The organism is Myxococcus sp. CA051A (assembly GCF_013336705.1).
GTDB classification, from domain to species: Bacteria; Myxococcota; Myxococcia; order Myxococcales; family Myxococcaceae; genus Myxococcus; species Myxococcus llanfairpwllgwyngyllgogerychwyrndrobwllllantysiliogogogochensis.
In genome coordinates, this window is sequence record NZ_JABUMS010000007.1 from 1 (window position 1) to 23,215 (window position 23,215).

The 23,215-nt window shown below is 70.3% G+C and carries 19 protein-coding genes; 8 read left to right on the forward strand and 11 right to left on the reverse strand.

Features of this window, described 5'->3' with window-relative positions:
- Nucleotides 1-141: 141 nt before the first annotated feature.
- The 3 genes from HUA74_RS20755 to HUA74_RS20765 all read right to left on the reverse strand — a co-directional run bounded on the left by HUA74_RS20755 (nucleotide 142) and on the right by HUA74_RS20765 (nucleotide 3,130).
- Nucleotides 142-912, reverse strand: coding sequence for a hypothetical protein (locus tag HUA74_RS20755; protein ID WP_174455902.1), 771 nt, complete (start codon nucleotides 910-912; stop codon nucleotides 142-144).
- A gap of 313 nt (nucleotides 913-1,225) precedes the next feature.
- Nucleotides 1,226-1,639 (reverse strand): hypothetical protein, encoded by a 414-nt coding sequence (locus tag HUA74_RS20760; protein WP_174455903.1) that lies wholly within the window; start codon nucleotides 1,637-1,639, stop codon nucleotides 1,226-1,228.
- Nucleotides 1,640-1,702: 63 nt separating this feature from the next.
- Nucleotides 1,703-3,130 carry a S8 family serine peptidase gene (locus HUA74_RS20765; protein ID WP_141646416.1) on the reverse strand — a complete coding sequence of 476 codons (1,428 nt, stop codon included), beginning with the start codon at nucleotides 3,128-3,130 and terminating at the stop codon, nucleotides 1,703-1,705.
- 634 nt (nucleotides 3,131-3,764) lie between these two features.
- On the opposite strand from HUA74_RS20765, the gene HUA74_RS20770 reads away from it, so the two are divergent.
- Nucleotides 3,765-4,559, forward strand: coding sequence for a prolipoprotein diacylglyceryl transferase family protein (locus HUA74_RS20770; RefSeq protein WP_174455904.1), 795 nt, complete (start codon nucleotides 3,765-3,767; stop codon nucleotides 4,557-4,559).
- A gap of 96 nt (nucleotides 4,560-4,655) precedes the next feature.
- On the opposite strand, the gene HUA74_RS20775 is transcribed toward HUA74_RS20770, so the two are convergent.
- Together HUA74_RS20775 and HUA74_RS20780 are read right to left on the reverse strand one after the other, a co-directional pair.
- Nucleotides 4,656-5,615 carry a sigma-70 family RNA polymerase sigma factor gene (locus HUA74_RS20775; protein WP_174455905.1) on the reverse strand — a complete coding sequence of 320 codons (960 nt, stop codon included), beginning with the start codon at nucleotides 5,613-5,615 and terminating at the stop codon, nucleotides 4,656-4,658.
- Nucleotides 5,616-5,618: 3 nt separating this feature from the next.
- Nucleotides 5,619-6,920, reverse strand: coding sequence for an NAD(P)/FAD-dependent oxidoreductase (locus HUA74_RS20780; protein ID WP_174455906.1), 1,302 nt, complete (start codon nucleotides 6,918-6,920; stop codon nucleotides 5,619-5,621).
- A 265-nt stretch (nucleotides 6,921-7,185) separates the two neighbouring features.
- Between HUA74_RS20780 and HUA74_RS20785 the strand changes: the two genes are divergently transcribed.
- The 3 genes from HUA74_RS20785 to HUA74_RS20795 all read left to right on the forward strand — a co-directional run bounded on the left by HUA74_RS20785 (nucleotide 7,186) and on the right by HUA74_RS20795 (nucleotide 9,124).
- The gene (locus HUA74_RS20785; protein ID WP_174455907.1) at nucleotides 7,186-7,431 is read left to right on the forward strand and encodes a hypothetical protein; all 246 of its coding nucleotides are present in this window, start codon (nucleotides 7,186-7,188) and stop codon (nucleotides 7,429-7,431) included.
- A gap of 76 nt (nucleotides 7,432-7,507) precedes the next feature.
- A complete protein-coding gene (locus HUA74_RS20790) occupies nucleotides 7,508-7,987 on the forward strand; it encodes a peroxiredoxin (RefSeq protein WP_174455908.1) in 480 nt (159 codons plus the stop codon).
- A gap of 201 nt (nucleotides 7,988-8,188) precedes the next feature.
- Nucleotides 8,189-9,124: an alpha/beta fold hydrolase gene (locus HUA74_RS20795; protein ID WP_174455909.1), complete on the forward strand. Its 936-nt coding sequence runs from the start codon at nucleotides 8,189-8,191 to the stop codon at nucleotides 9,122-9,124.
- A gap of 13 nt (nucleotides 9,125-9,137) precedes the next feature.
- Here HUA74_RS20795 and HUA74_RS20800 read toward each other — a convergent pair whose 3' ends face one another.
- From HUA74_RS20800 to HUA74_RS20810, 3 genes are all read right to left on the reverse strand, one after another.
- Complete coding sequence (locus HUA74_RS20800; RefSeq protein ID WP_371817279.1) at nucleotides 9,138-10,097, reverse strand: DMT family transporter; 960 nt, start codon at nucleotides 10,095-10,097, stop codon at nucleotides 9,138-9,140.
- Nucleotides 10,098-10,127: 30 nt separating this feature from the next.
- Nucleotides 10,128-10,409: a rhodanese-like domain-containing protein gene (locus HUA74_RS20805; RefSeq protein WP_174456228.1), complete on the reverse strand. Its 282-nt coding sequence runs from the start codon at nucleotides 10,407-10,409 to the stop codon at nucleotides 10,128-10,130.
- Between the two features lie 81 nt (nucleotides 10,410-10,490).
- Nucleotides 10,491-11,993, reverse strand: coding sequence for a hypothetical protein (locus tag HUA74_RS20810; protein ID WP_174455910.1), 1,503 nt, complete (start codon nucleotides 11,991-11,993; stop codon nucleotides 10,491-10,493).
- Nucleotides 11,994-12,184: 191 nt separating this feature from the next.
- On the opposite strand from HUA74_RS20810, the gene HUA74_RS20815 reads away from it, so the two are divergent.
- Together HUA74_RS20815 and HUA74_RS20820 are read left to right on the forward strand one after the other, a co-directional pair.
- The gene (locus HUA74_RS20815) at nucleotides 12,185-12,700 is read left to right on the forward strand and encodes a GreA/GreB family elongation factor (RefSeq protein ID WP_141641679.1); all 516 of its coding nucleotides are present in this window, start codon (nucleotides 12,185-12,187) and stop codon (nucleotides 12,698-12,700) included.
- A 100-nt stretch (nucleotides 12,701-12,800) separates the two neighbouring features.
- Nucleotides 12,801-15,323 (forward strand): sensor histidine kinase, encoded by a 2,523-nt coding sequence (locus HUA74_RS20820; RefSeq protein ID WP_254613989.1) that lies wholly within the window; start codon nucleotides 12,801-12,803, stop codon nucleotides 15,321-15,323.
- Nucleotides 15,324-15,341: 18 nt separating this feature from the next.
- Here HUA74_RS20820 and HUA74_RS20825 read toward each other — a convergent pair whose 3' ends face one another.
- Nucleotides 15,342-17,087 carry a HAMP domain-containing sensor histidine kinase gene (locus HUA74_RS20825; protein WP_174455912.1) on the reverse strand — a complete coding sequence of 582 codons (1,746 nt, stop codon included), beginning with the start codon at nucleotides 17,085-17,087 and terminating at the stop codon, nucleotides 15,342-15,344.
- Between the two features lie 226 nt (nucleotides 17,088-17,313).
- Between HUA74_RS20825 and HUA74_RS20830 the strand changes: the two genes are divergently transcribed.
- Both HUA74_RS20830 and HUA74_RS20835 read left to right on the forward strand, forming a co-directional pair.
- On the forward strand, nucleotides 17,314-20,175 hold the full coding sequence (locus HUA74_RS20830) for a PAS domain S-box protein (protein ID WP_174455913.1): 2,862 nt from the start codon (nucleotides 17,314-17,316) through the stop codon (nucleotides 20,173-20,175).
- Nucleotides 20,176-20,181: 6 nt separating this feature from the next.
- Nucleotides 20,182-20,838 (forward strand): hypothetical protein, encoded by a 657-nt coding sequence (locus HUA74_RS20835; RefSeq protein WP_174455914.1) that lies wholly within the window; start codon nucleotides 20,182-20,184, stop codon nucleotides 20,836-20,838.
- Between the two features lie 7 nt (nucleotides 20,839-20,845).
- Here the strand turns inward: HUA74_RS20835 and HUA74_RS20840 are convergent, their stop codons facing one another.
- Together HUA74_RS20840 and HUA74_RS20845 are read right to left on the reverse strand one after the other, a co-directional pair.
- Nucleotides 20,846-21,457 carry a hypothetical protein gene (locus tag HUA74_RS20840; protein ID WP_254625165.1) on the reverse strand — a complete coding sequence of 204 codons (612 nt, stop codon included), beginning with the start codon at nucleotides 21,455-21,457 and terminating at the stop codon, nucleotides 20,846-20,848.
- Between the two features lie 45 nt (nucleotides 21,458-21,502).
- The gene (locus tag HUA74_RS20845) at nucleotides 21,503-23,017 is read right to left on the reverse strand and encodes a M91 family zinc metallopeptidase (protein ID WP_174455916.1); all 1,515 of its coding nucleotides are present in this window, start codon (nucleotides 23,015-23,017) and stop codon (nucleotides 21,503-21,505) included.
- Between the last annotated feature and the right edge of the window lie 198 nt (nucleotides 23,018-23,215).

The following is a 23,215-nucleotide window of genomic DNA, read 5'->3' on the forward strand; positions in this document are numbered from 1 at the left end:
ACGTCGGTTGGGACACTCCTACCTGCCGGGCCAGCGTCGAGGCATTCACCGCGCTCGGGCCCATCATCCGCTTCACCATCTGCGCCTTGAATGCGTCTGTGTACGGCACTTCAACCGCCTGCGCTCGCCCCCAGGGCGTCGTCAGCTCGGCGCGTCAGCCGAGGCGACATCTTCCCTGACACAGGGGGGCTCCAGCGCCAGCGAAGCCGAACCCGAGACGAGGCGACGAGTGACCCCACTTAGCACCTTGGCTTCGAGAAGCTCGAAGGTCATCGGTATAGCGCCATCCGCGTGCGCCGCTAGAAACGCCATCAATCGCTGATGAACCTGTTCGGCGTTTTCGACATATCTGTCGAGGAGATCCTGGGTCCCCTGCCGATATTCTCGCTCAGCGCCGAGCGTGTGTAACTCCAAACGCCCGAGCAGCTTCAGCGCATCAAGCTCGGAACTGCTTCCCAGGAGTCTCTGAATGAGCTGAATCCACACCCGCTCCTTCTTGCTCAGGGCAAGGTCACCGCCCATGTCTAGGCCCACCTCTTGGAGTCGCGCACACAGGTCGGCGAGCACGCCAAGTGGGCCCAAACTCGTCACGTCCACCATGCTGTAGAGCGCCAGGTGAGCCCTTACCGCCGGGTAGCGCGCTAGCGCACCAAGGAGAGTCTCCATATCCTCGCGAGTAAGCGCGCCGTGCTGCCTCTTCACTTGCCATACATGCTCGGTGACCGCGCCTAACTCATTCCGGTGTTCTTCCGTGAGGTCGCCCCAAGGCTCGTAGCGAGCATCCTCGACCCGAAGAACATGCGGCCCCTCCACTCCCGAAAGCCGAGTCCGGATGACCTGAGCGGCACGCCGCGCGACCACCAAGCACCCATACTGGTCCCTCATGAGGAGCTGCGACTTCTTCCGACCCATAGGCGATGTCCGCTCACATCAAGACACCGAGAACATACTCCGCTCTCGCGGCTGTCCTCTTTCGACCGCCCCACGACGCCCACATGCCCCGCGGGGCGATTGCGGGATGACATGAGAATCGCGACTTTCTACGTTAATCAGGAAGAAGCGGAGAGCCCGTGCGTTTCCCGGAAAGGAGACGGCGTCCCCTCCCCTTCTCCCACGCGAGCAGCCCACGGGCATCGCGCATGGTGGGACAAGCCACCGCGGGCCGCCCTCCGCAGCATCGGATGGGGAGCCCAGACCAGGGGTGCACGGCGAGGGGCACCCACCGCTAGTAGAGGTCGACGGGCATCATCGCGCCCGCCTCGAACTCCGGAGCACGCCGCAGCTGGTCCAGCACGCGCGGCGCGCAGCGCAGGTGGAGCATGGGCAACGAGCCCGGCTCGCTCACCGAACGCACGGAGCCCAGGAGGTGGTGCGCCTCGAGCCAGCGCATGAAGCTCTCGTGGAAGCGAGCGCTCTCCGCCAGCCCGGCCCGTTGGACCTCCGCCCGTGACAAGGGCGGAGGACGGACAGGGGCGTGCCCTCGAGGCGCCTTGGGCTCCTCGCGAGGCATCACCGTGATGTCTATCCACTCCGGCTGCGTCCTCGCCCCGGCCAGGCCGGGCAGCGGACGGACCGCCGAGGACACGCGGGGCATGCCCGCAGCGAAGCCGTCCCCCGGCTCGCCAATCTTTCTGCTCATGGCCTCATCCTCCCCCGGGCCCGGCGCTCCACTGGCGCCGACCCCGGCTTCAACCCACCGCCGTCACCTGAATACAGCCAGGCCCTTGCCTGTCCGGTGTCCGCTTGAGCGAGGAAGTTTGACCGCATTGGCCAAAATCAAATCCCGCACCTCGAGCGCCGTCAAGTCAGGGGCACGACACCGATAGAGCGCCGCGATACCCGCTACATAAGGCGCCGCCATGCTCGTGCCACTCATTCGCTCGTAGAACGCCTGATTGTTGCAGCGCCTTTCAGTGCTGGAATACACGTTCACTCCGTAACCCATGATGTCGGGCACGACGCGGCGCTCCACGACACCGCTGGCGGAGAAATGAGCCACGTTGCGCTCGAAGTCGACTGCACCAACGGCCAGGGACTCGTCAAAGGCGGCTGGATAACCAACCGTGTCGGGTCCACTGTTGCCTGCCGCGACAACAGGCAGGACGTTGCTGTCGAGCAGCCGACGAATCATCGTCTGGAGCGCGCGCTGGTTGAGCTTGTAGTCCGCCTCGGAGATGCCCGGAGGCGGCTTGAGCGGGAAGCCCAGCGAGAGATTGACGACGGCGGGACGGGTGACGTTCTGCGGGCTGCTGAACTGGTGCAGCAGCCACTCCATGCCGGCGGCCACGCGGCCCAGGCTGGTGCGGATGGTCTCCGATTCGATGACGGACGCGACGTAGAGGTCGACCTCCGGAGCGACGCCGTGGTGCGTGCCCGCGGCGATGCCGCACACGTGCGTGCCGTGGCCATCCGGGTCGAAGCCGCGGATGTCGCGTGCCGGATTGTGCGGCGAGTTGGGGAACAGCGACACGTAGCGGAACTGGATGACCTTGGCGGCGTGCTCGGGGTGGTCGGCGTCCACGCCGGTGTCGAGCACGCCGAGCAACACTCCGGCGCCGCGGATGCCCTGGGCGTGGGCCAGGGGCACACCGCTCTCCTCGGGCCACTCGCGTTCGGCCAGCGAGCTCATGCCCCGGTTGCGCGGACCGGACTGTCCCGCCGACACGGGGCCGGGGAAGGACAGGGGCACGACGTCGGGGATGAACTCGAAGTCCGCGGACAGCTCGCCGCGCGCTTCGGCCTCCGTGGCCTCCGAGTAGAAGTGGGCCATGGTGGCGCCGATGAGCGGCATGAAGCGGAAGCTGCCCGCCTCGCTGCCGGTCTGCTCCGTCACGGGCGAGCCCGGCAGCGGCGTCGTCGAGGCGTCGGCGCCGCGCGTGGTGGGGCGCTTGATTTTGGACCCCTTCGCCACGCGCTTGCGCTCTTCCTGGCCGCTGACGGCCGGACGCGGGCCGGGCAGCGTGGCCGAGCGCAGGCCCAGCGACGACAGGGTGTCCGGTGCGCGGTTGGCGACCGCGAAGCGAAGTGCCGTGGTGCGCGGCAGCACGCGCTCGCCTTGCTGCGTACCGCGAGGCCCGACGCGGGCCTGCGTTTCGATGGACTCCTTGGGAACCAACAGGTAGGACTTCATGGGTTGTCTACTCCTTGAACGACCGTGCAACGCTGGCGGCGTGAGGCAAGGGCCACCGGCACCCAAGCTGCGTCCGCCGCGCCCGGAGCCTCGCGAGCCCGGCGGATGTGGATGGCGCGCGCTGAGCGGCGCCGAACAGCCGGGTCCTCCCCCCCGGCGCATGAGACCTCCTCGCTGCGTGGGGCAGCCCTCCGGCCCCCGACTCCCCAGGACTTCAAGGACGCCACCGCGTCCTCGCGTGCGAGCCCGCGCACACCCCGGCCCGTCGCCGTCACTGGCGCCCGACCTGCGGTGGCTGGGGTTCGCCCTTCCATGGCTTCGCGCTCTCCTCCAGGAATCCCTGAACCCATTGTGAGATTGGACAGGACGGGCCTGACAATTAAACCAGGGATTCCATGCTGTAGACGCACGAGCCCCCCTGAATCGGTCCTAACGGGACTTTCCGGAGCGTCGGGAAGTATGAAGGAGGCCCCCCTGACTGCTCGGAGCGTCACACGAGCGGTGTCCGCCAGCCGACCTGGGGTGTCGGAGGAGGCGGGGAGGGAGGGGGAAGTTCGCGCCCCCACAATTGTTCGCCTACGTCCCCCACGACGGATTAAGTGGGTGGGACGGTACGCCCCCTGGAGCCATCGACGTGATTCCCTACTGGCATGCCCCTTCGCTGAAGCTGGGGCCCCTCACCATCGAGCCCTTCGGCATCTTCGTCGCCGTGGGCATCCTGCTGGCCGCGCGGTTGCTCGGTCGCCAGGCGCAGCGCCAAGGGTTGGACCCGACGCCGCTCGCCGACTACGCCCCCTGGGGCGTGGGCGTGGGCGTGCTGGTGGGCCACTGGGTGCACCTGTTCTTCTACCACCCGGAGGAGCTGGCCAAGGGGCCGCTCCAGATTCTGAAGGTGTGGGACGGGCTGTCGTCCTTCGGCGGCCTGGTGGGCGGCATCATCGCGGCCATCTTCTTCTTCCGGCACCGGAAGCTGCGCTTCAACGACTACGCGGACGCGTTCGCCCTGGGCGTGGCGCCGGGCTGGGCGGTGGCGCGGCTGGGCTGCTTCGCGGTGCATGACCATCCGGGCGTGCGCACCGACTTCTTCCTCGCGGTGGCGTTCCCCAACGGGGCCCGGCACGACCTGGGCATGTACGACGCCATTGCCCTCTTCCTCATCTCCGGCCTGCTGTACGCGCTGCGCGACGTGGAGAAGATGAAGGGACGGCTGCTGCCGCTGCTCTCGCTGCTGTACGCAGCGTGCCGGTTCAGCTTCGACTTCCTGCGCGCCACGGACATGAACTACGTGGACGCGCGCTACTTCGGCCTGACGCCCGCGCAATATGGCTGCTTCGCGCTGGTGGCCTATGGAGTGTGGGGGCTGTTGCGCCGCCGCGAGTCGCGCGCGCCTTCAGCGCCCCCCGGGAACACACTGGGCGCGGCACGGTAGGCAGGACGTCGTTCCCCGAGGCCCTCGCGGTGGTTCGCGAGGGCCTTCTGCTGTCCGGGCCGGGTGACGTCGCCGCGCCCGGGTGCTCCGCTCGACTCACGCGGGCGTGGGCATGCGCACGGCGGAGAGCTTGCGCTGGGTGAGCACCGAGTGGATGTGCGCGATGCGGCCGTCCGCTCCCAGCTCCACGCGGACCACCGCGCGCGTGGCGAGCAGCGGGTCCTTTCCGGGCGGGTACACCAGCACCAGCGCGGGCAGGCCATTGAGCCACTGGAGTTCCACCGCGAGGGGAGTCCCGCGCTGCTCCATCAGCCGCGTCAGGAACGTCAGCACGCGCTTGGGGCCCACCAGGGGCACGTGGGCCGCGCGCACCTCGCCCCTCCCGTCCGTCAGGGTCAGCACGTCGTGGGCGAGCAGCGCCTCGGCCGCCGCCACGTCTCCGGCCAATAGCGCGCCGAGGAAGCCTTCGAGCGCCGCGCGGGTGCGTTGTTGGAGGTCCTTCGTCGGCAGGCAGCGCGCGCCGTCATAGGCCGCCATGGCCGCTCGGGCGCGGTGATGCACGACCTTCACGTTGGACTCGGTCATGCCCAGCGCCTCGGCCACCTCGTGCACGGTGGAGTCGAACACGTCGCGCAGGAGCAGCACGGCGCGCTGCTTGGGGGTCAGGGCCTCCAGCGACAGCAGGAACGCGAAGGAGACACTCTCCAGCAGTTCGTAGCGGCCCTCCGTCGAGCCGCCGCCCGGCAGCCGCGCCTCCACCGCGGGCGGCACCTCTTCGTCACCAGTCTCCAGCGGCGAGGGCAGCCAGGGGCCGATGTAGCCCTCGCGTCGGCGGCGGCGCAGGGCGTCTCGCGAGAGGTTCACCGCCACGCGCGTCAGCCAGGGGCGCAGCTCCTCGTGACGCTCCGGAGGGGAGGTCAGCGCGCGGGCGAAGGTCTCCTGCACCAGTTCGTCCGCGTCCGCGGCCACGCCGGTCATGCGGTAGCACAGCCCCCAGAGGTAGCGCTCGTGCTCCCGTGCCGCCCGCGCCAACGCGCCGTGCTCCTGGTCCGCCATGTCTCAGGCTCCCACCGCGAGGCGCGGCTCCTCGTGGCGATGGCGCAGCAGGGCTCGCTCCACCGACTCCGCGCTGGCGAAGGACGCGTCCACCAGCATGCCCTCGTCGCCCACCCAGTCCCCCACGCGGTAGAGGCCGCGCACGTGAGGCACCTCCGACGGCGGGCGGCCCGCGAGTCCTCCCGACTTCGCCGTGGGAATCCGGTGGCTCACCACCAGCGAGGGTCGGAAGCGCCGGGCGACGAGGTGCGCGCGCCAGCCGGGTTGCAGCACGTCCATCACCGCCTCCAGCTCGGCTTCGGTCGCCTCGGTGTCGGGCGTCGCGAGGTACTTCATGACGTGCACCATGGCGCCTCCCTCCGGCCCCAGCTTCGCGACGGCCGAGTGCACGGAGACGTACCATGGACCATCGATGCCGAGCGCGAACAGCGCCTCGGGCCTCGGCAGCCGCGACAGGCCCAGCTCCAGCGTGGCTGCCTTCACCGGCGTCGACTCGGCGGCCTCTCGCGCGAGCACCGTGTCCTCGGGCAGGAGCCTGGACACGTCACCCGGGCTTCCGGCCAGCACCACCGCGTCCGCGGCGCGCACCGTGCCGTCGCCCATTCGCAGGCCCTGGACCTGGCCCGACTCGATGACGACACCGTCGACTTTCGCGGAGAGTTCCAGCGTGACTCCGGCATCGCGGGCGACGGCCTCCACCGACGACACGAGCGCGGCCCAGCCGTCGTCGAGGTAGAGCACGTTCGCCTCGAGCGCGAGCTGGAGCTGCGTCACCGCGACCTGCGCGCTCAGCGCGTCCAGGTCTCCGCAGTAGGTGGCCACGCGGGCCAGTGTGGCGATGACGGCGCGCACGTCATCGCGAGACAGGCGCGTGTTCAACCACTCGCGCAGGGACACGTGCGCCAGGGTGTCCGGGTCGATTCGGGGGAGGCTCGCGAGGAGCCGGGCCATCTCCAGCTTGCCGGGCAGGCTCAGTACGTCCGTGGTCATCAGCGACACGGGGCCACGCGGCAGGGTGTGCAGCCGGCCCGCGCGCAGGGCGTAGGCCGCGCCCGACTGGCCGGGGATTCCGCCCTGGGGCTTCACCCCGAGGCGCCCGAGCACCCGCATGGCGGCTCCCGCGCGGTAGAGGGCGTGCGGCCCCAGGTTGAAACGGAAGCCCTCCACGTCCGACGTCTGCGCGCGTCCTCCCAGGTGTTTGGAGCGCTCGTACAGCGTCACCGCGCAGCCGCCGCGCGCCATCAGGGCCGCCGCCGTCAGTCCCCCCAGCCCGCCGCCCACCACCGCCACCTTCTTCGCTTCCATGTCCGCCCTCCGTCGAGTCATGCCCGGGAAAATCCCGAGCACTCGACGACTCCACGAAAATGGGGGGCGAAAGGTTACAGGAGGCTCACCACCAGGACGCGGCGCGTCGTGCCGGGCAACGCACCGTACGGGCAGCCCGGATGCGCAAATTCCGCGAGCCAGGTGTCATCCCCTCGCGAGCCCTTTCCCCCGCGAATTCATCGCGAGTCGCCTGCACGGAAATCCCGGTTATGGTGCGGGCACTCAGGGCCGGTTGGAGTCACGCATGCGCCACGTCACCATCGCCGTTGTCGCGGGTCTGCTTCTCACGGGCTGCAGCAACTATTGGTGGGTTGCCCCACTGCTCCCCATCGACCGCTTCGACCACCCGAGCACCCGGTCCAACACCCAGCCCGTCTACAGGGAGCCGTCCCCCGCCCCCTCCAGCGAGCCCGTGTACGGACCTGCCCCTTCCTCGGATGCACCGGACGCTGAAAAAGAAGAGTCCAAGGACGCCGACGAAGCCTCCTGAAACCTCCCGGAAGGGTCGCACGTACCAGGGTTCGTCACATGGCGCGCACGCTCGCGCCACCCCAGGACGTGCCCCCATGCCGCAGCTCGCCGCCCCGACTCAGCCGCTCCGCGCTCCGTCATTCTTCCTGCTGGACCCCGCCCACGACGTCGAGCGCCCCCTGCTCCGTCACGGCCGCCCCACCCTCATCACCTTCCTGCGCGGCACCTGGTGCTCATCCTGCCAGGCCTTCCTGGAGCGCCTCTCCCCACTGCACACCACCCTGCAGGCGCGCGGCGTGGACCTCGTCGGCGTCGTCTGCCAGGGCCGCCACTGGGTGAAGAGTTGGCTCGCCCTCAACGCCCTCCCCTTCCCCCTCCTCGTCGACGAACAACGCACCGTCGCCAAGGCCTATGACGTCTACAAGGCGCTCGGCCTCGATGGCATCCACATCGCCCGGCCCGCCACCTTCCTCGTCGATGCCCAGGGCCACATCGTCTGGCGCTACCTCGGCGACGACCGCGACGACCGCCCCGCCGACGCGAGCCTCCTCGACGCCCTCCAACTCCTGCGCTGAGACATGTCTGATACTTGATTTCGCTCGGACGGAAACCTTCCGCCCCGGTTGATGACAGACACAGCTTCCGGGTCTGGTTCACCTCGTCCCTGAGTGGATACGACCCCAGACGTCATGCCAGAGGAGGCAATGTCAGAGGTAGTCGTAGAATGATGGACGTCACGGCGGATTTCCCGCCGGCTCTGAACAAGGCACGCACCCATGAAGATGCTCCTCGCCGCCCTGCTCACGCTGCCCCTTCTCGCCTGTGGCCCCGCCTCCGAGCCCGCGCCTTCCGAGACGCCTTCGCAATCCGAGGCACTGTCCGAGCAGTCCAGCGAGCTGTCCTCCTCCGCGCCCCGCGAGCGCTCCATCCGCCTGCGCACCGGCGTCACGCTGCGCTACGTGGAGCAGGGCTCGCGCCACGGCCCCGCCGTGGTCTTCCTTCATGGCTACACGGACTCGCACCACACCTGGGACTTGAACCTGTCCCTCTTCTCCCGTGACTTCCACATCTACGCGCTGGACCAGCGCGGACACGGGGACTCCTCGCGCCCGGTGTGTTGCTACACGCAGCAGTTCTTCGCCGCGGACGTGGCCGCCTTCCTCGACGCCGTCGGCGAGCGGCGCGCCATCATCGTCGGCCACTCCATGGGCAGCTTCATCGCGCAGCAGGTGGCGCTCGACTTCCCGCGCCGCGTGGAGGCCCTGGTGCTGGTCGGCTCGGCGCCCACCGTCGCCGGCAACGAGGTGGCGCTGTTCCTCAAGTCCGTCGTCGACGAGCAGGTGGGCACCGTGGACCCGGACTTCGTCCGCGAGTTCCAGTCGAGCACCTTCGTACGCCCCGTCCCCGCCTCGTACCTGGACACGCTCATCTCGGAGAGCCTGAAGGTCCCCGCGCGCGTGTGGCAGGACACGCTCGACGGGATGCTCGCGGAGGACCACTCCTCGCGCCTGCGCTCCATCCGCGTGCCCGTGCTCGTGGTGGGCGGCGACCAGGACGGCTTCTTCCCCGTCGCGCAGCAGCAGGCGCTCGTCAACGCGCTGCCCGATGCGCGCTTCATCCTCTACCCGAACACCGGCCACGCGCCCCACGCGGAGCTTCCCCAGACGTTCGTGCGCGACGTGAGCCAGTTCCTGCGGCGCGTGTCCCGGTAACGCTCGGCGCGGGCTACGCGGACCCCTCGGCCGTCGCTTCCTCGGGGGGCTTCAGGTTCGCCCCCGGCGTGTCCGAGCGGGCCAGCAGCACGGCGGCGGTGAGGATGAGCGCGCCGCCAAACACCTGACGCAGGCTGAGCCGCTCGTCGAGGAAGAGCGCGCTCAGCACCACCGCCGTCAGCGGCTCCATGTTGGACACCAGCGAGGTGTTCACCGGGCCGATGCGCGCCATGCCGAGGAAGAAGAGGAAGACAGCGGCCACGGTGGAGATGAGCGACAGCCCCACCACCGCGCCCCAGCCCAGGCCCGTGGTGGGAAAGGACGGCCCCTTCACCAGCATGGCCAGGCCGAAGACGAGGCCCGCGGACGAGAGGATGACGGTGCTGGAGACCAGCGGCCCCGCCTTGCCCGCCACCCTCGCGCTGGTGACGACGTACACCGCGTAGAGCAGCGCGGACAGCAGGCCCAGGAAGACGCCCGTCGGCGTCACCGCGCCCTGCCGCAGGTCCGCCGTCAGCCCCGTGCCACACAGGGCCAGCACCACCGCCACCCACTTGAGCCGGCCCAGGCGCTCGCGGAACACCAGGACTTGAAGAAGCGCCACCAGCGCGGGGAACGAATACAGCAGCAGGGCCACCAGCCCCGCGGGAGCAAACTGGAGCGCGGCGAAGTACACGCCCGCCTCGCTCACATAGCCCACCGCGCCCAGCAGGATGAGCCCCACCAGCAGGCGGCCCTTCGGCAACGGCTGGCGCATGGCCACCATGAAGGCGGCCAGCACCGCTCCGGCGAACGTGAAGCGCAGGAAGAGCAGCGTGAAGACGTCCGCGCCCGCCGCATAGGCGAGGCGGCCGAAGAGTCCGAGCGCGCCGAAGCACGCTCCGGACAGGGCCACGATGAGGAAGCCAGCGGTGCGATTCATGACGGGAGCGGCGGCACGCTGCTCCAAGCCGCGCCCCATGTCACGCGCCACGCGTCCGGCCCCTCCAGCCCGGACAGGGGGTTACCAGTTGTTCACGGACCGCAGGTCGAACACGTCCGGGAAACCATTGGCGCGCAAAATTTGTGAGGCCACCGCGCTGCGACCACCAGCGGCGCAATACACCACCACGGGGGTGCCGGGCGGGCCCACCTCGGCGACGCGCTGGGCGAGCTCCTGCACGGGGATGTTGCGCGCGGCGTCGGGGTGGCCCTGCTGAAACTCCTGGGGGGTGCGCACGTCCAGCAGCACCGCGCCATCCGCGACGAGCTGCCGGGCCTTCTGGGACAGTTCCTGGGGCGTCATGCGCGGCAGCATGCCTGATTCAGGCAACAGTGGCTCGCGCTTCACACGAGCCCGTGTTGCCTTCACGGCGAAACGCGCCACTCACTCCTCCGCCCCTCCCGCGTGGAGGTCCACCGTCTCCGAGAAGTCCTCCTCCGACTGGACGATGAGCGTCTGAAGACTGGGGAAGCGCGGCTTCACCAGGGCGACGAGCCCATCCAGCCTGTCGCGGGCGTCATCCTCCCGCGTGTACTCGAGGGTGAGCTCCGTCACGCTGTCCGAGCGCACGTCCTCCAGCTTCATCCCTCCGTCCATCTCCAACGTGAGGCTCCTCAGCCGGGGAAGGAACTCCACCAGCAGGCTCATGGCGGACTGCCGGGCGCCGAGCCTCAGCGTCTCCGTGGTGTCGACATGCACACGCCGGCGCCGCCAGGTGAAGGCGGGCATGAGGACGATGCGGGAGTGCGCGCTGCCATTCCACTCCGGCTCGAAGCCGTGCTTGCGCAGGGTCTCCACGACGACGCGGCCCACCTCCTCCGCCTGCGCGGACACCTTCGCGTCCTCTTCCTCCGACAGCTCGCCTTCCCTGTCGTCGTCCTCCACGTCGTTCACCAGGCCATAGGCCAGGTGGAGCGGATGCCCCTCCAGGGCGGAGTCCGTGTCCTGCTCGTGGAAGAACACCGTGCCCCGAATCGTCTCCCCTCGCGCCCGGCGCTCATCCGCCACGCCCCGGGACACCTCCCACCCGCCGCTCATCGTGGTGGAGGCCGACATCTCCGCGACGAAGCCCTCGCGCCGCAGCTCCTGGAAGGCCGCCTCCAACCGGTCGGAGTCAATGACCTCCGGCCACGTCTTCTCCTCCTCCGCCCGAGCCCGGATGAACGCGAGGAATTGCTCCATCACCCTCCGCTGGACCCGGACATCCACCACGTCGTCCCAGTCAGAGCTGCCCGTGTAGTCGAAGACCCTGTCCAGCGGGTGATGGCCGTATTCGAAGACCCGAATCACGCCTTCCACCACGCCGGGCACCAGCGCCACCTCATCCTCGGGCAGCACCACCTCGGGCACGAAGCCCAGAGCCCCCAGTCGCTTCGCCAGCGCCTCCGCCTGCGACTCCAACCCCAAGCGCCGCGCCCGCCCTGGCATCGGCACGTCACCGCGTGTCGTGGCGAGCACCTCGAAGCGGAAGCTCCAGTCCTCCTCGTCGAACGTCTCGATTCCCACCGCGAGGTGCCCGTCATCGAGCCACTCCGTCGCCGCGTCCTGCCCCGCGGGCTCGAGCAGCTCCTGGCCGAGCGCGAGCGCCTCCAGCTCCAGCACGTCGTCGGCCGGGTTCGGCCCGGTGTCCAGGGCCCCCAGCCGCCGCGCCAGCTCGGTCGCCCGCTCGAACAGCCCGCGCTGCCGGGCCCACAGCGGAAACCTCACCTCGCCCCGCGTCGACGCGAGGAAACGCGTGATGACGAGTCCCACTCTCTCATCAATCAAGTCGATGCCCACGAACGCGGTGCGGGAGGTCGGATACGTCGCGACATTCACATTCGCCACACCGGCCATCACCTCGTCGGAGATGGCGCGCACCCGCGCCCTCAGTTCTTCCTCGTTCACACCGGGCTCCTACTTGTTGAGAGCATCGCGAAGACGCGGGCCACGTACCGGCAGGAGAACGGGAGGCCCCAGGGGATGTCGCATCGCGCCGGCCTTCACGCACATGCCCGCATCCACGGCCCGCACTCCATCGCAGGCGAGAGGCCAAAAACTGGAGGTGTCACGGAGGGGCGCTACAGTTCTGTGCCATCATGTCACTCGACAAGCAGGCATTGATGCTCCAGCTCGCCGAGCGCCTCCAGCAGAGCGACAGGCTGGCCCACCGGGCCGAGGCCGAGGCCCGCGAGGCGGCCCGCAGTCTGGCCACCGAGTCGGAGAAGCGAGAGGACGGCCGCGCCGCGCTGGAGTTCGGCAGCCTGGCCACGGGACAGGCGAATCGCGCCCGTCGCGTGCAGGAGGAGCTCAAGGCGCTCTCCAACTTCGGCCAGGGGCCGGTGCCGCGCTTCCCGCGTCAGGGGCCCGTGGGCCTGGGCGCGCTGGTGGATGTGAGCACCGAGGACGAAGAGGGCTTCGCCGAGCGCACCTTCTTCGTGCTGCCCGTGGGCGCGGGCACGGAGCTCACCGGCCCCGGCGGCGACGGCTTCCTGTCCGTCATCACCCCCGCCTCCCCCGTGGGCCGCGCGCTCATGGGCCGCAAGGCGGGCGACACCATCGAAGTCACCCTGGCGGGCGAGGTGCGCGAGTGGACGGTGCTCGAGGTCGCCTGAGCCCGGGTGTCCCACCCCTGTCGTCCGGGGTGTCCTGCCCCCGACGAAACGTCAGCGAGCACTAGAACCCATGGGCCCTGACACGCGTGAATCCAGGAAGATGTTCCCACTTCCCGCACCGCGTTCACTCCAGGCGCCCTCCAACTCGACGCTGCTGCCACTCACGTGGCCCGCCGCCCTCATCGGCCTGCTGTTCGGCGTGCTGATGACGTATGTGCCGTACGAGTTCCGCGTGGCCGCGTTCCGGCCGCTCTACCCATACGTTCGCCTGCTGGGACTCACCTACCTCACCGGCAGCATCTGCTTGATGGGCGCGCTCTTGTATCCGCGCGCCCCGCGCTGGCTGGACGTGGGCGGACGCGTGCTGCTCGGCGCGGCCATCGGCCTGTACTGGTGGGTGCTGAATGTCATGCCCGGCAGCCTCACGGGCATCGTGCTGTATCCGCTGTTCTTCATCGGGCTGCTGCTAGAGGCATGGCCGTCCATGCGTCAGCGGCCCACCCTGCGCATGCTGGCGGCCCTCACCGGCACCGCCTTCGGCGTGGCGCTGCTCACCGCGCCCGAGCGCTTCCCCTTGTCCGTCTACGCGCACCTGTCCCCGTTGCGCCCGGTGGTGGGGCTGCTGTTCACCGTGGGTGGCGTGGGGCTGCTCTTGCCCGCGCGCTGGCTGCACCCGCGCATGCCCTCGCTGCTGATGGGCGCGCTGGCGGTGCCCTACGGGCTGTTGGCCTATGCGCTGGCCCGGGGCTCCGCGTGGCTGGGCGCGAGCGTGTACACCGTGCTGGCCCTCGCGTGCGTGGCCCAGGCGATGAACTGGCGACCGCGCGCGCCGCGCACCGTGGGCTGGAAGCTCCTGCGAGGGCTGGCCTTCGCCGGACTGGTGCCGCTGCTCGCGCTGGGCGGGCTCGCCGCGTACATGGCACAGCGGGCCATCGAGAAGCAGGTGCGCGACGACACGCGCTACGCCGCCGCGGGCGAGGCGGACTTCCTGCGGCGCTACCTGGACGACTCGCGCGAGTCGCTGCACCTGCTGCTGGAGTCCCCGGGCTTCCGCGCGGCGCTCGCCAGCGGAGAGCGGGAGCGGCTGGAGCCGTACCTGGCGAACCTCGCCGCGCGCGAGCGCACCTTCCACGCCGCGTTGACCATGGACGAGAACGCCCAGGTGCTGGCCACGTCCGAGGGGCCGGAGGGCTGGGGCTTCAACATCCAGGGGTACTTCCCCGAGCCCCCCGCGCCCGGCGAGCTGCCCCTGTCGCTGCCCTTCATCCGTCCGCACAACCATCCGCTGGTGGCGGTGGCCCTGCCGTTCGAGCTGGAGGGCTCCCGGCGCGGAGTGCTGGTGGGCCTCTTGTCCCTGGAGCGACTGAGCGAGGCCGCCACGCCCGCGTCCCAGCGCTTCCGCGTGCAGGTGTTGGATAGGCGCGGCCAGAAGGTGCTTCGAGACACCGCGGAGGGCGCGCAGTTGTTGGGCGAAGCCCACCTGCCGGAGGCGCTGCGCGAGGAACTGGAGCGTCCAGGCGGGGGCGTGCTGGAGGCCTTCGACGCGGCGGACCGGCGCGTGCTCGCGGCCGAAGCCCCGGTGGAGGGCTCGCCGTGGAGCGTCGTCGTGACGCAGGAGCTGGGCGTCGCGTACGCGGCGATTACGCGCATGAGCGCGGCGGTGGTGGGCCTGGTGCTGATGGGCGTGCTGATGGCCCTGGGCCTCTCCCAGCTGGTCGCGCGCGACGTCATCCGCCGACTCGACACGCTGCGCGAGGCCACCGCCGCCCTGGCCGCGGGTGACCTGGCCCGACGCGTGGAGGTGGAGGAGGACGACGAGCTGGGGGAGCTGGCGCGCGGCTTCAACGAGATGGCGGACCGCACGGGCGCGGCGCAGCAGGAGCTGAAGGAAGCGGTGCGCACGCGCGAGGAGTTCCTCAGCGTGGCCAGCCACGAGCTGCGCACGCCGCTGACGCCACTCAAGGGCTTCGCCGCGCTCACGCTCCAGCGCCTGGAGAAGAGCGGCGACTTCCCGGAGCGCGAGCGGCTGCTCAAGGCGCTGCGCTCCATGGCCCGGCAGACGGAGCGGCTGGCGCGACTGGTGGATGACCTGCTCGACACCGCGCGCATCCAGGGCGGACGCTTCGAGCTGGAACGCCAGCGCGTGGACCTGACGCCGGTGCTGCGCGAGGTGATGGAGCGCTTCGAGCTGCGCGGCGAGGGCGGCATCACCTTCGAGCTGCGCGTGCCCGAACATCCCGTGGAGGGCGACTGGGACGCGCCCCGGCTGGACCAGGTCATCACCAACCTGGTGAGCAACGCCGTGCGCTACTCGCCCCAGGGCGGCGCGGTGTGCGTGACGCTGGAGGAGGCGGCGGACCACGTCCTCATCCACGTGAAGGACCAGGGCATCGGCATTCCCCCGGAGAGCCTGGCGGGCCTGTTCCGCCCATTCGCTCGCGCGTCCAACGCCACCGCGCGGCACTACGGCGGCCTGGGCCTGGGCCTCTTCATCTGCCGCGAAATCGTGGACCGCCACGGCGGCACCATCTGGGCGGAGAGCCCGGGGCCACAGCAGGGCAGCGCCTTCCACGTGCGCCTGCCTCGCCTCGTCGAGCCCCAGGTCACCGACGTGGCGGCCTGAGCATCCACGGCCCTCGCCTCAAGGCTTGGGTTCGGGCGCGCCCGGCACCGACAGCCACTCCTCCGGGATGTCACCGCGCGGCAGCTCCAGCACGAAGGTGGAGCCGCGCCCCAGCTCGCTGGTGGCCTTCACCGTGCCGCCGAAGGCCTCGACAATCTGCCGGGTGATGTAGAGCCCCAGGCCCAGGCCGCCGTAGTGCCTGTCGCTCACCGCGCGCTCGAAACGCTCGAAGATGCGCGGCAGGTCTCGCGCGGAGATGCCGATGCCCCCGTCCTCCACGATGAGGCGCGCGGTGCGCCCGTCCGCCTCCACGCGCAGGAGCACGGGCTGGCCCGCGCCGTACTTCAGCGCGTTGGAGAGCAGGTTGGTCACCACCTGCTCCAGCCGCAGCCGGTCCCACCGGCCCAGCACCGGCACCGGCGCGTGCATCTCCAGCGAGCAGTGCAGTTGGGCCGCGGAGGGCGCGAAGCGGTAGAGGATTTCCGCCGCCACGCTCGCCAGGTCCATCTCCTCCAGCTCCAGCTTCAAGCGGCCGGCGGTGATGCGCGACACGTCCAGCAGGTTGTCCACCAGGCTCGTCAGCTTGCGCACCTGGCGCTGCACCACGTCCAGCGTCTCGGAGACGCGCTCCGCGGACACGGGCTTGCCATTCGCCGCCAGCAGGTCCACCTGCTTCTGGAGCAGTTGCACCTTGAGGTGCAGCGGCGTCAGCGGCGTCTTCAGCTCGTGACTCGCGATGCCCAGGAACTCGTCGCGCAGGCGCACCGCCTCGCGCGCCTCACGCAAGAGCCGCGCGTTGTCCAGCGACAGCGCCGTGCGCCGCGAGAGTTCCTCCGCCAGTCGCTCGTCCTCGTCGCCGAAGGCCGGCGCCCCGTCCGTGCGGAACAGCGCCAGCGCGCCGATGATGCGCCCGCGCGCCACCAGCGGCACGCCCAGGTAGCTGCTCAGCCCCAGCGAGAGCAGGAGCCGCGCGTGCTCCACGTCCCGCGTGAGGGCCACCTGATGCTCCTCTGTCAGCTCCGCCGTCCGCTCCGTCCGGCCCGTGAGGAACAAGGAGGGCAGGCCCCGAGGGTCCAGCGTGTCCGGCGGATACCGGCACAACATCTCCACGAGCAGCACGTGCCGCTCCGGCTCCGCGTGCACCGCGGCCACGGCGCGCACCGATTCGCCCGACGAGCCCAGGAAGAGCATGCCCGCGTCCGCCAGCGAGGGCACCAGCAGCCGCAGCAGCGGCTCCATCTGCGCCTCGGTCTCCAGCTCGGCGCCCAGCAGCGCGCCCGCCTCGGCCAGAAGCCTCGCGGCCCGCGTCGCGTCCAGGCGGGGCAGCAGCTCCTCCCGCGCACGCAGGAGCACCCCTGACGGAGCCTCCTCCGTGCCCCCGGCGGGCGATATCGGGAACACGCTGCCTCGGAGCACCACCACCGTGCCATCCGGCCGGCGCAGTCCCCAGCGCTCCTCGCGAACCCCTTCTCCCGCGAGCGCACGCGTCAGCGGAGAAACTTCCAGTGGCACGGACGCGTTCTCCGGGCGCACCCAGTCGCACCCAGGCAGGCAGCCTTGTTCCAGGCGCTCGGGGGCGGGGATGCGGAACTGGTGCGCCGCCTCGGCGTTGAAGGCCAGGACATGGCCCGCGGCATCCATCAGCAGGAGCGCTTCGCCCGTCTGCTCGACGAGCAGACGAAGGGCCGCGTCGCTCAGCCGGGCTTCCGCCCGTTCCACGAGCACCTGACGAATCTTCGAAAGCTGGGCGCGGCCAGAGGACATGAGTTCAGGGGATTTCTGCTCGTGGCATGGTGGCATCCCGACCCGCCCGAAGGAAGACAGCTCCCCGCCCTCGCTCAACACCTGAGAGGGCGCGGTCTGAATCCCAACCTTCCTGGGGTCAGGTCAGCCCCCTTGCCTGTACTGCAGGAAATCCTGAATCGTTGGATAGTTGTACATCGCCCGGACTCCTCGTTCGTGCGACGCGTCCACTTCCTCGAGCCTCAACATGCAGACGCCGCCCGCCAGGCCTGATTGGACTCCCCACGAGCGCCGGTACCGGCTCGTCATCGACAGCCTGAAGGAGGTCGTCTTCCAGACGGACGCGCAGGGTGCGTGGACGTTCCTCAACCCGGCGTGGACGGAAATCACGGGCCACACGGTGGAGGACTCGCTCGGCAAGCCCTTCTCGGAGTTCGTCTACGAGGAGGACCAGCGGCGCAGCCTGGAGGGCTTGCGGCGGCTGGTGACGAAGGAGCTGGAGTACGTGCGCACGGAGGTGCGCTACGTGAATCGCGGCGGCGGCTTCCGGTGGGTGGAGGTCTACGGGCGACTGATGGTGGGCGAGGACGGCGCGGTGCTGGGCACGTCCGGGACGCTCAACGACATCACCGAGCGCAAGGCGTCCGACGGCGCGCTGGCGCGGCGTGAGCGCTACCTCACGGCGCTGGTGGAGATGCAGCAGCGGCTGCTGGCGGTGCGTGACGGCGGAGATTTGTACGGGCCGGTGCTGGAGCCCCTGGGCCAGTCGTCGGGCGCCAGTCGTGTGTACGTCTTCGAGCTGCACCCGGGCCCCGCGGGAGAGCGCTGGTGCAGTCAGCGCGCGGAGTGGTGCGCGCCCGGCGTGCGCGCGGAGATAGACAACCCGGAGCTCCAGAACCTGCCGATGGAGCCGAACCTGGAGCGGTGGGCGAAGACGCTGTCGCGCGGGGATGTCATCGAGGGGCTGGTCGAAACCTTCCCCCCCGTGGAGCGCGAGCTGTTGGAGCCGCAGGGCATCCTCTCCATCCTGGTGCTGCCGCTGCGCGTGCAGGGCGTGCTGACGGGCTTCGTGGGCTTCGACAACTGCGCGGAGGCGCGACGCTGGGACCGGTTGGAGGTGGACCTGTTGTCCGCGGCGGCGGGCGCCATCTCCGTGGCGCTGGAGCGCAAGGAGTCCGAGCGCGCGCTGCGCGAGCGGGAGCGGCGCTTCCGGCAGCTCGCGGAGAACGCGTCGGACGTGCTGTATCTGTACCGCTGCGAGGCGCCCAGGGGCTTCGTCTACGTCAGCCGCGTGGCGCACGCGAAGCTGGGCTATGGGCCGGTGGCGCACTACGGCGACGCGGACCTGTGGTACCGGCGCGTGCATCCGGAGGACCGGGACGCGCTGGAGCGACTGCTGGAGGCCCCGCGCGCCTCGGCCGGTGCGCCGGTGACGGTGCGCTATCTGCATCCGGATGGGCGCACGCTGTGGCTGGAGCACGTCGTCGTCCCGGTGACGGACCCGATGGGGCGCATGGTGGCGGTGGAAGGTCTGGCGCGCGACATCACCGAGCGACGTCAGGCCGAGGAAGCGCTGCGCCTGTCCGAGGCCAGCTTCCGCGCGCTGCTGGAGGGCGTGCCGGACGCGGCGGCGATTGAGCGGGACGGGCACATCGTCTACGCGAACGCGGCGCTGGTGGGCACGCTGGGCTTCGAGCGCGCGGAGCAGCTGGTGGGCCGCCAGTTGTCGGAGTTCGTGAAGGACATGCGCGGCACGGAGGCGGTGAGGGCGGGCGCGCTCACCGGTGAGCGGCGACTGGTGCGGCGCGACGGACGCACGCGCGTGGCGGAGGTCGTGTCCCTGCCCCTGCGCTTCGACGGCCAGCCCGCAGTGGTGTCCATCGCGCGCGACGTGACGGAGCAGCGGCAGCTCCAGGCGAGGCTGACGCTGGCGGACCGGCTGGCGTCGGTGGGCACGCTTGCCGCGGGCATCGCGCACGAAATCAACAACCCGTTGGCCTTCGTGCTGTCCAACCTGAGCTTCATGTCGGACGAGTTCCGCCGCAACCTGCCGCCGGGCGACGGTGCGACGGCGCTCCAGGCCCGGCTGCGGGGCGAGCCTGATTTGGGCGAATGGGTGGAGGTGCTGCACGAGGCCTGCGAGGGCGCGGAGCGGGTGCGGCAGATTGTGCGTCAGCTCAAGACGTTCTCCCGGCCCGACGAGGAGAACGTGTCGCCGCTGGACGTGCACGGGGTGCTGGAGTCGGTGGCGATGATGGCGGCGAACGAGATTCGCCACCGCGCGCAGCTGCGGCGCGAGTACGGCGACATTCCCTCGGTGATGGCGAACGAGGGGAAGCTGAGCCAGGTGTTCCTGAACCTCGTGGTGAACGCGGCGCAGGCGATTCCGGAGGGTTCCGCGCACCGGCATGAAATCCGGCTGGCGACGCGGCGTGACGGACGCTCGCGGGTGGTGGTGGAGGTACAGGACACGGGCGTGGGGATTCCGCGCGAGGTCATCGACCGCATCTTCGACCCGTTCTTCACCACGAAGCCGGTGGGCGTGGGCACGGGCCTGGGCCTGTCCATCTGTCACAGCATCATCCACGGGCTGGGCGGTGACATCACCGTGGAGAGCGAGCCGGGCAAGGGCACCATCTTCCGCGTCAGCCTGCCCACCATGGAGCAGGACACGCGCGCGGTGGCGGCGGCGCTCGACGTGACGCCCCGGCCTCTGGTCCAGCCCCGTGGACGTGTGCTGGTGGTGGACGACGAGCCCGCGGTGGGACGCGTGTTGCAGCGCATCCTCCGGGGCCACGAGGTGGAGGTCGCCTGCAGCGGACGCCAGGCGCTGGAGCTACTGGAGCAGGGCATGGAGCCGGACGCGGTGCTGTGTGACGTGATGATGCCGGACCTGACCGGCCGCGACGTCTACGAGTCCGTGCGGCGCGAGCACGCGGGCCTGGAGGGACGCTTCGTCTTCGTGTCGGGCGGGGCCTTCACCACCGGCGCCCGGGAGTTCCTCGCCAGCATCCCGAACCTCCTGCTGGAGAAGCCCTTCGACGAGGGCCGCGTGCGGCGCGTGGTGGAAGACCTGGTCCGGCTGCGACGTCCCACCGCGGAGGCGTGAGAACCCATGTGGAATGACGTGGAGCTGAGAGACCTTCCGGCGTGCGCGGCACGGCTGCTGGACGAGGTGCGCCGGGCGGACGGGTTCGCCTTCGTTCGCGAACAGGCGGCCGAAGCCGAGGCCGTGGACGAAGGGCTCGTCACCGAGATGACGGCGGGGCTGGTGAAGAGCTTCGGGATGTACCGCCAGCCTCGCTACCTGCGTCCGGAGGCATATGCCTGGGAGGAGCGGGACGGCGTGCGCACGGCGCGCATCCGGCCGCTGTCCGCCCTGCTCCTCTACTGGGCGGGCGGGGACGTGAGCCCGTACGTGCCGCAGGTGGTGTGGGGCACGGGACTCGTCGGCCACCACTACGAGGAGACGGCGTCGGAGAACGTGCTGGAGTTCGGCGCGACGAACTTCGACTCCTCTGGCGGCTTCGACCTGGGCGCGCCCGGAGCGACGCTGGTGGAGCTGGCCGAGGACGAAGCGCTGAACGAGCTGGAGGTGTTCGTCCCGCTCAAGAAGCTGCTGCTGGTGCGCACGCTCCAGTGCGCGCACGCGGCCGTGCGCAAGGCCGTGAAGTCAGAGGCCTTCCGCGAGCTGCCTCGCGAGGAGTCGTTCCGATTCTTCGCCACTCCAGGACACGACGAGCCGTCCTTCGTGCTGCCCCACGAGCCCTGAGCGCGTCCTACTTCACGCCGTCCAGCGGCAGCGGCCCGCTGTCCAGGACTTGCTGCCGGGTCACCACCTGGCCGTACTCGGCTGTCCGGTACGCGGTGCCTCCGGACTCCGTCGCCCCGTGCAGGCGCACGTCGTCCGCGGCGGGCAGGTAGCCCACGCGCAGACGCAGCTCGCGCACGGCGGACAGCTCGCGCGTCACCTCAGGGCCCGTGGCATAGGGCATCGACGTGCGCAGCGGCAGGGGCACGAGCAGGCGGCGGGACGCGGTGGTGCCGGGCTCCACGCGACTCAGGGCGGGGACCTCGGGGGCCTCCACGTCCAGGTTCTCCGGCACGGGCACGAGCTGACGCAGCAGCACCGCGCCGTCACCGGAGAGGTCCACATAGGCGCGCTCGGGCGCGAGGCCCACGTAGCCCGTGGGGCCCCACTCCGGCAGCCCGTCCACCAGCAGCACCGCGTGGGAAGAGGCGTTGCGCACCGCGTACGCGACAGCGAGCCCCTCGGGCCCGCTCGTCACCGACTCCACCTTCAGCTCCACTTCCGCCTGGGCCACGCGTCCTCCCGGATGCGCGGGCTGATTCGAAGCCCGCGTGCAGCCCACGATTATCGCCAGCGCCATGCAGCAGGCGCCAGCTTGGAGCAGGGCTCTCATGAGAGAGGGCTGTTAGTAGCGCGGCCGGGTCGGCAGGTTCAGGTCGTCGCGGAGAACATTCTCGCCGGGGCGTCCGCCCTGCACCACGTCCGGCGTGGCCGGGTTCTGGTCCAGGTCGATGGGCAGGCCCACCGCGGACGTCTCGCGGTTGTTGGTGCCGTTCTTCTCGCCGACCGCCAGCGTGCCGTTGGCGTAGTCGGACGCGTGCACCAGCTCGTGGAACAGCGCCACCACCGGCGGGCGGTTCATCCACTCCTCGCTCCCCAGGGAGATGCGCGAGGTGTTGTAGTTCACCGTGCCGTCGGTGCCCTTGCCCGGCGTGCCGTCCGCGTTGAACCAGGCGTCATCCTTGTTCTTGGCGGACGCCGAGTTGCCACCCGTCGTCTCCTTGATGGTCGTCGAGTGGCCGCTGTCGTCCAGCGTGCGCAGCAGGTCCTGTCCCGACGGCAGCGAGCGCATCGCGTCCAGGTCCGACTGCACGCGCGCCTGGAACTCCGGGCTGCCCTCCACCGTCACCGAGCTGCCGCGCTTCTCCGCGTCCGTCATGTCGACGATGGTCCGCTCGCCCTCGGCCGCGTCGGCGGTCTCTTCGCCCTCCTCGACGTAGAGCTTGTCCGTCCCGCCGTTGCCGTTGACGGTGTCCTTGCCCGCGCCACCCGCCACCGCGTCGTTGCCCTCGCCACCCGTCAGCGAGTCATCGCCCCGGCCACCGATGACCTGGTCGCCGCCCGCGCCGCCCGTCGCGGTGTCATTCCCCGCGCCAGCGTCGATGTAGTCGCGGCCCTCGCCGCCGTTCAGCAGGTCATTGCCGTCCAGGCCGTAGAGCACGTCGCGACCCGCGCCACCGTTCACCAGGTCGTCGCCCGCGCCGGCCTCGATGTAGTCGTCGCCGTCGTCACCGGAGACGGAGTCGTTGCCCTCGCCCGCGATGAGGGAGTCGTTGCCCGCGCCGCCGATGAGCGTGTCGTTGCCCTTGCCACCCGTCAGCTTGTCGTTGCCCGCGCCGCCGTCCACGGTGAGGTCCTGCGTGACGCTCGCATCCAGGGTGATGCTGTCGTTTCCATCGCCGCCCTGGATGATGGCGCCCTTGGCCTGCTCCGCCGTCAGCGTCACCGAGTCCTTGCCCGACGTGACGGTCAGCGAACCATCCGTGCCCTGTGACACCGTCGCGCTGTTGTTCCCCGTGCCCAGGTCCACCACCGTCTGGCCACTGGCGTTGGTGCTCACCTGGGGACCGGAGGCCGCCGCCGCGTCCTTGATCTTGTTGGCGACGTTGGCCACGGCCTTGCCGACCGCGGAGCCGGGGGTGCTCGGGGGGGCGCCCTCGAAGTCACTGCCCTGCGCGGACGCCGCCGGGCGGGACGCCGTGCGCGGGGCCGCGTCGAAGCCGTCCTGCATCCGCTGAGCGACGGCCGTCTTCACCGCGTCGGGACGCTGGGCCTGGGCGGGCTGCTTCACCGGCTCCGGCTTCGGCTCGGGCTTGACGTACGTGGTGGGGCGCGAACCGGGCTTTCCAATCGTGGTCATGACGACTTCTCCCTGAGAACGAGGCACCCGGTACAGTCCCAGCGGCCAATGCCGGGGCGGACGAACGCCGACCTTCCCGATTATCGGGGCTCCTAGGTGGGAGTTGCGTCGCTTCTCTAAAGCCGGGAGCGGATCATCCGCTCAGGGGCGGGACCACGGGCCAGCACCTGCTGGCGGGTCCTCTCTGACCAGCTTCGG

What these genes read in the sequence shown, in the direction of transcription:
- HUA74_RS20775 (WP_174455905.1), bottom strand. Translation starts at nt 5,615, where the DNA reads ATGGCGGACCAGGAGCACGGCGCGTTGGCGCGGGCGGCACGGGAGCAC.
- HUA74_RS20755 (WP_174455902.1), bottom strand. Translation starts at nt 912, where the DNA reads ATGGGTCGGAAGAAGTCGCAGCTCCTCATGAGGGACCAGTATGGGTGC.
- HUA74_RS20790 (WP_174455908.1), top strand. Translation starts at nt 7,508, where the DNA reads ATGCCGCAGCTCGCCGCCCCGACTCAGCCGCTCCGCGCTCCGTCATTC.
- HUA74_RS20835 (WP_174455914.1), top strand. Translation starts at nt 20,182, where the DNA reads ATGTGGAATGACGTGGAGCTGAGAGACCTTCCGGCGTGCGCGGCACGG.
- HUA74_RS20825 (WP_174455912.1), bottom strand. Translation starts at nt 17,087, where the DNA reads ATGTCCTCTGGCCGCGCCCAGCTTTCGAAGATTCGTCAGGTGCTCGTG.
- HUA74_RS20845 (WP_174455916.1), bottom strand. Translation starts at nt 23,017, where the DNA reads ATGACCACGATTGGAAAGCCCGGTTCGCGCCCCACCACGTACGTCAAG.
- HUA74_RS20815 (WP_141641679.1), top strand. Translation starts at nt 12,185, where the DNA reads ATGTCACTCGACAAGCAGGCATTGATGCTCCAGCTCGCCGAGCGCCTC.
- HUA74_RS20840 (WP_254625165.1), bottom strand. Translation starts at nt 21,457, where the DNA reads ATGGCGCTGGCGATAATCGTGGGCTGCACGCGGGCTTCGAATCAGCCC.
- HUA74_RS20765 (WP_141646416.1), bottom strand. Translation starts at nt 3,130, where the DNA reads ATGAAGTCCTACCTGTTGGTTCCCAAGGAGTCCATCGAAACGCAGGCC.
- HUA74_RS20830 (WP_174455913.1), top strand. Translation starts at nt 17,314, where the DNA reads ATGCAGACGCCGCCCGCCAGGCCTGATTGGACTCCCCACGAGCGCCGG.
- HUA74_RS20795 (WP_174455909.1), top strand. Translation starts at nt 8,189, where the DNA reads ATGAAGATGCTCCTCGCCGCCCTGCTCACGCTGCCCCTTCTCGCCTGT.
- HUA74_RS20820 (WP_254613989.1), top strand. Translation starts at nt 12,801, where the DNA reads ATGTTCCCACTTCCCGCACCGCGTTCACTCCAGGCGCCCTCCAACTCG.
- HUA74_RS20805 (WP_174456228.1), bottom strand. Translation starts at nt 10,409, where the DNA reads ATGACGCCCCAGGAACTGTCCCAGAAGGCCCGGCAGCTCGTCGCGGAT.
- HUA74_RS20760 (WP_174455903.1), bottom strand. Translation starts at nt 1,639, where the DNA reads ATGAGCAGAAAGATTGGCGAGCCGGGGGACGGCTTCGCTGCGGGCATG.
- HUA74_RS20780 (WP_174455906.1), bottom strand. Translation starts at nt 6,920, where the DNA reads ATGGAAGCGAAGAAGGTGGCGGTGGTGGGCGGCGGGCTGGGGGGACTG.
- HUA74_RS20785 (WP_174455907.1), top strand. Translation starts at nt 7,186, where the DNA reads ATGCGCCACGTCACCATCGCCGTTGTCGCGGGTCTGCTTCTCACGGGC.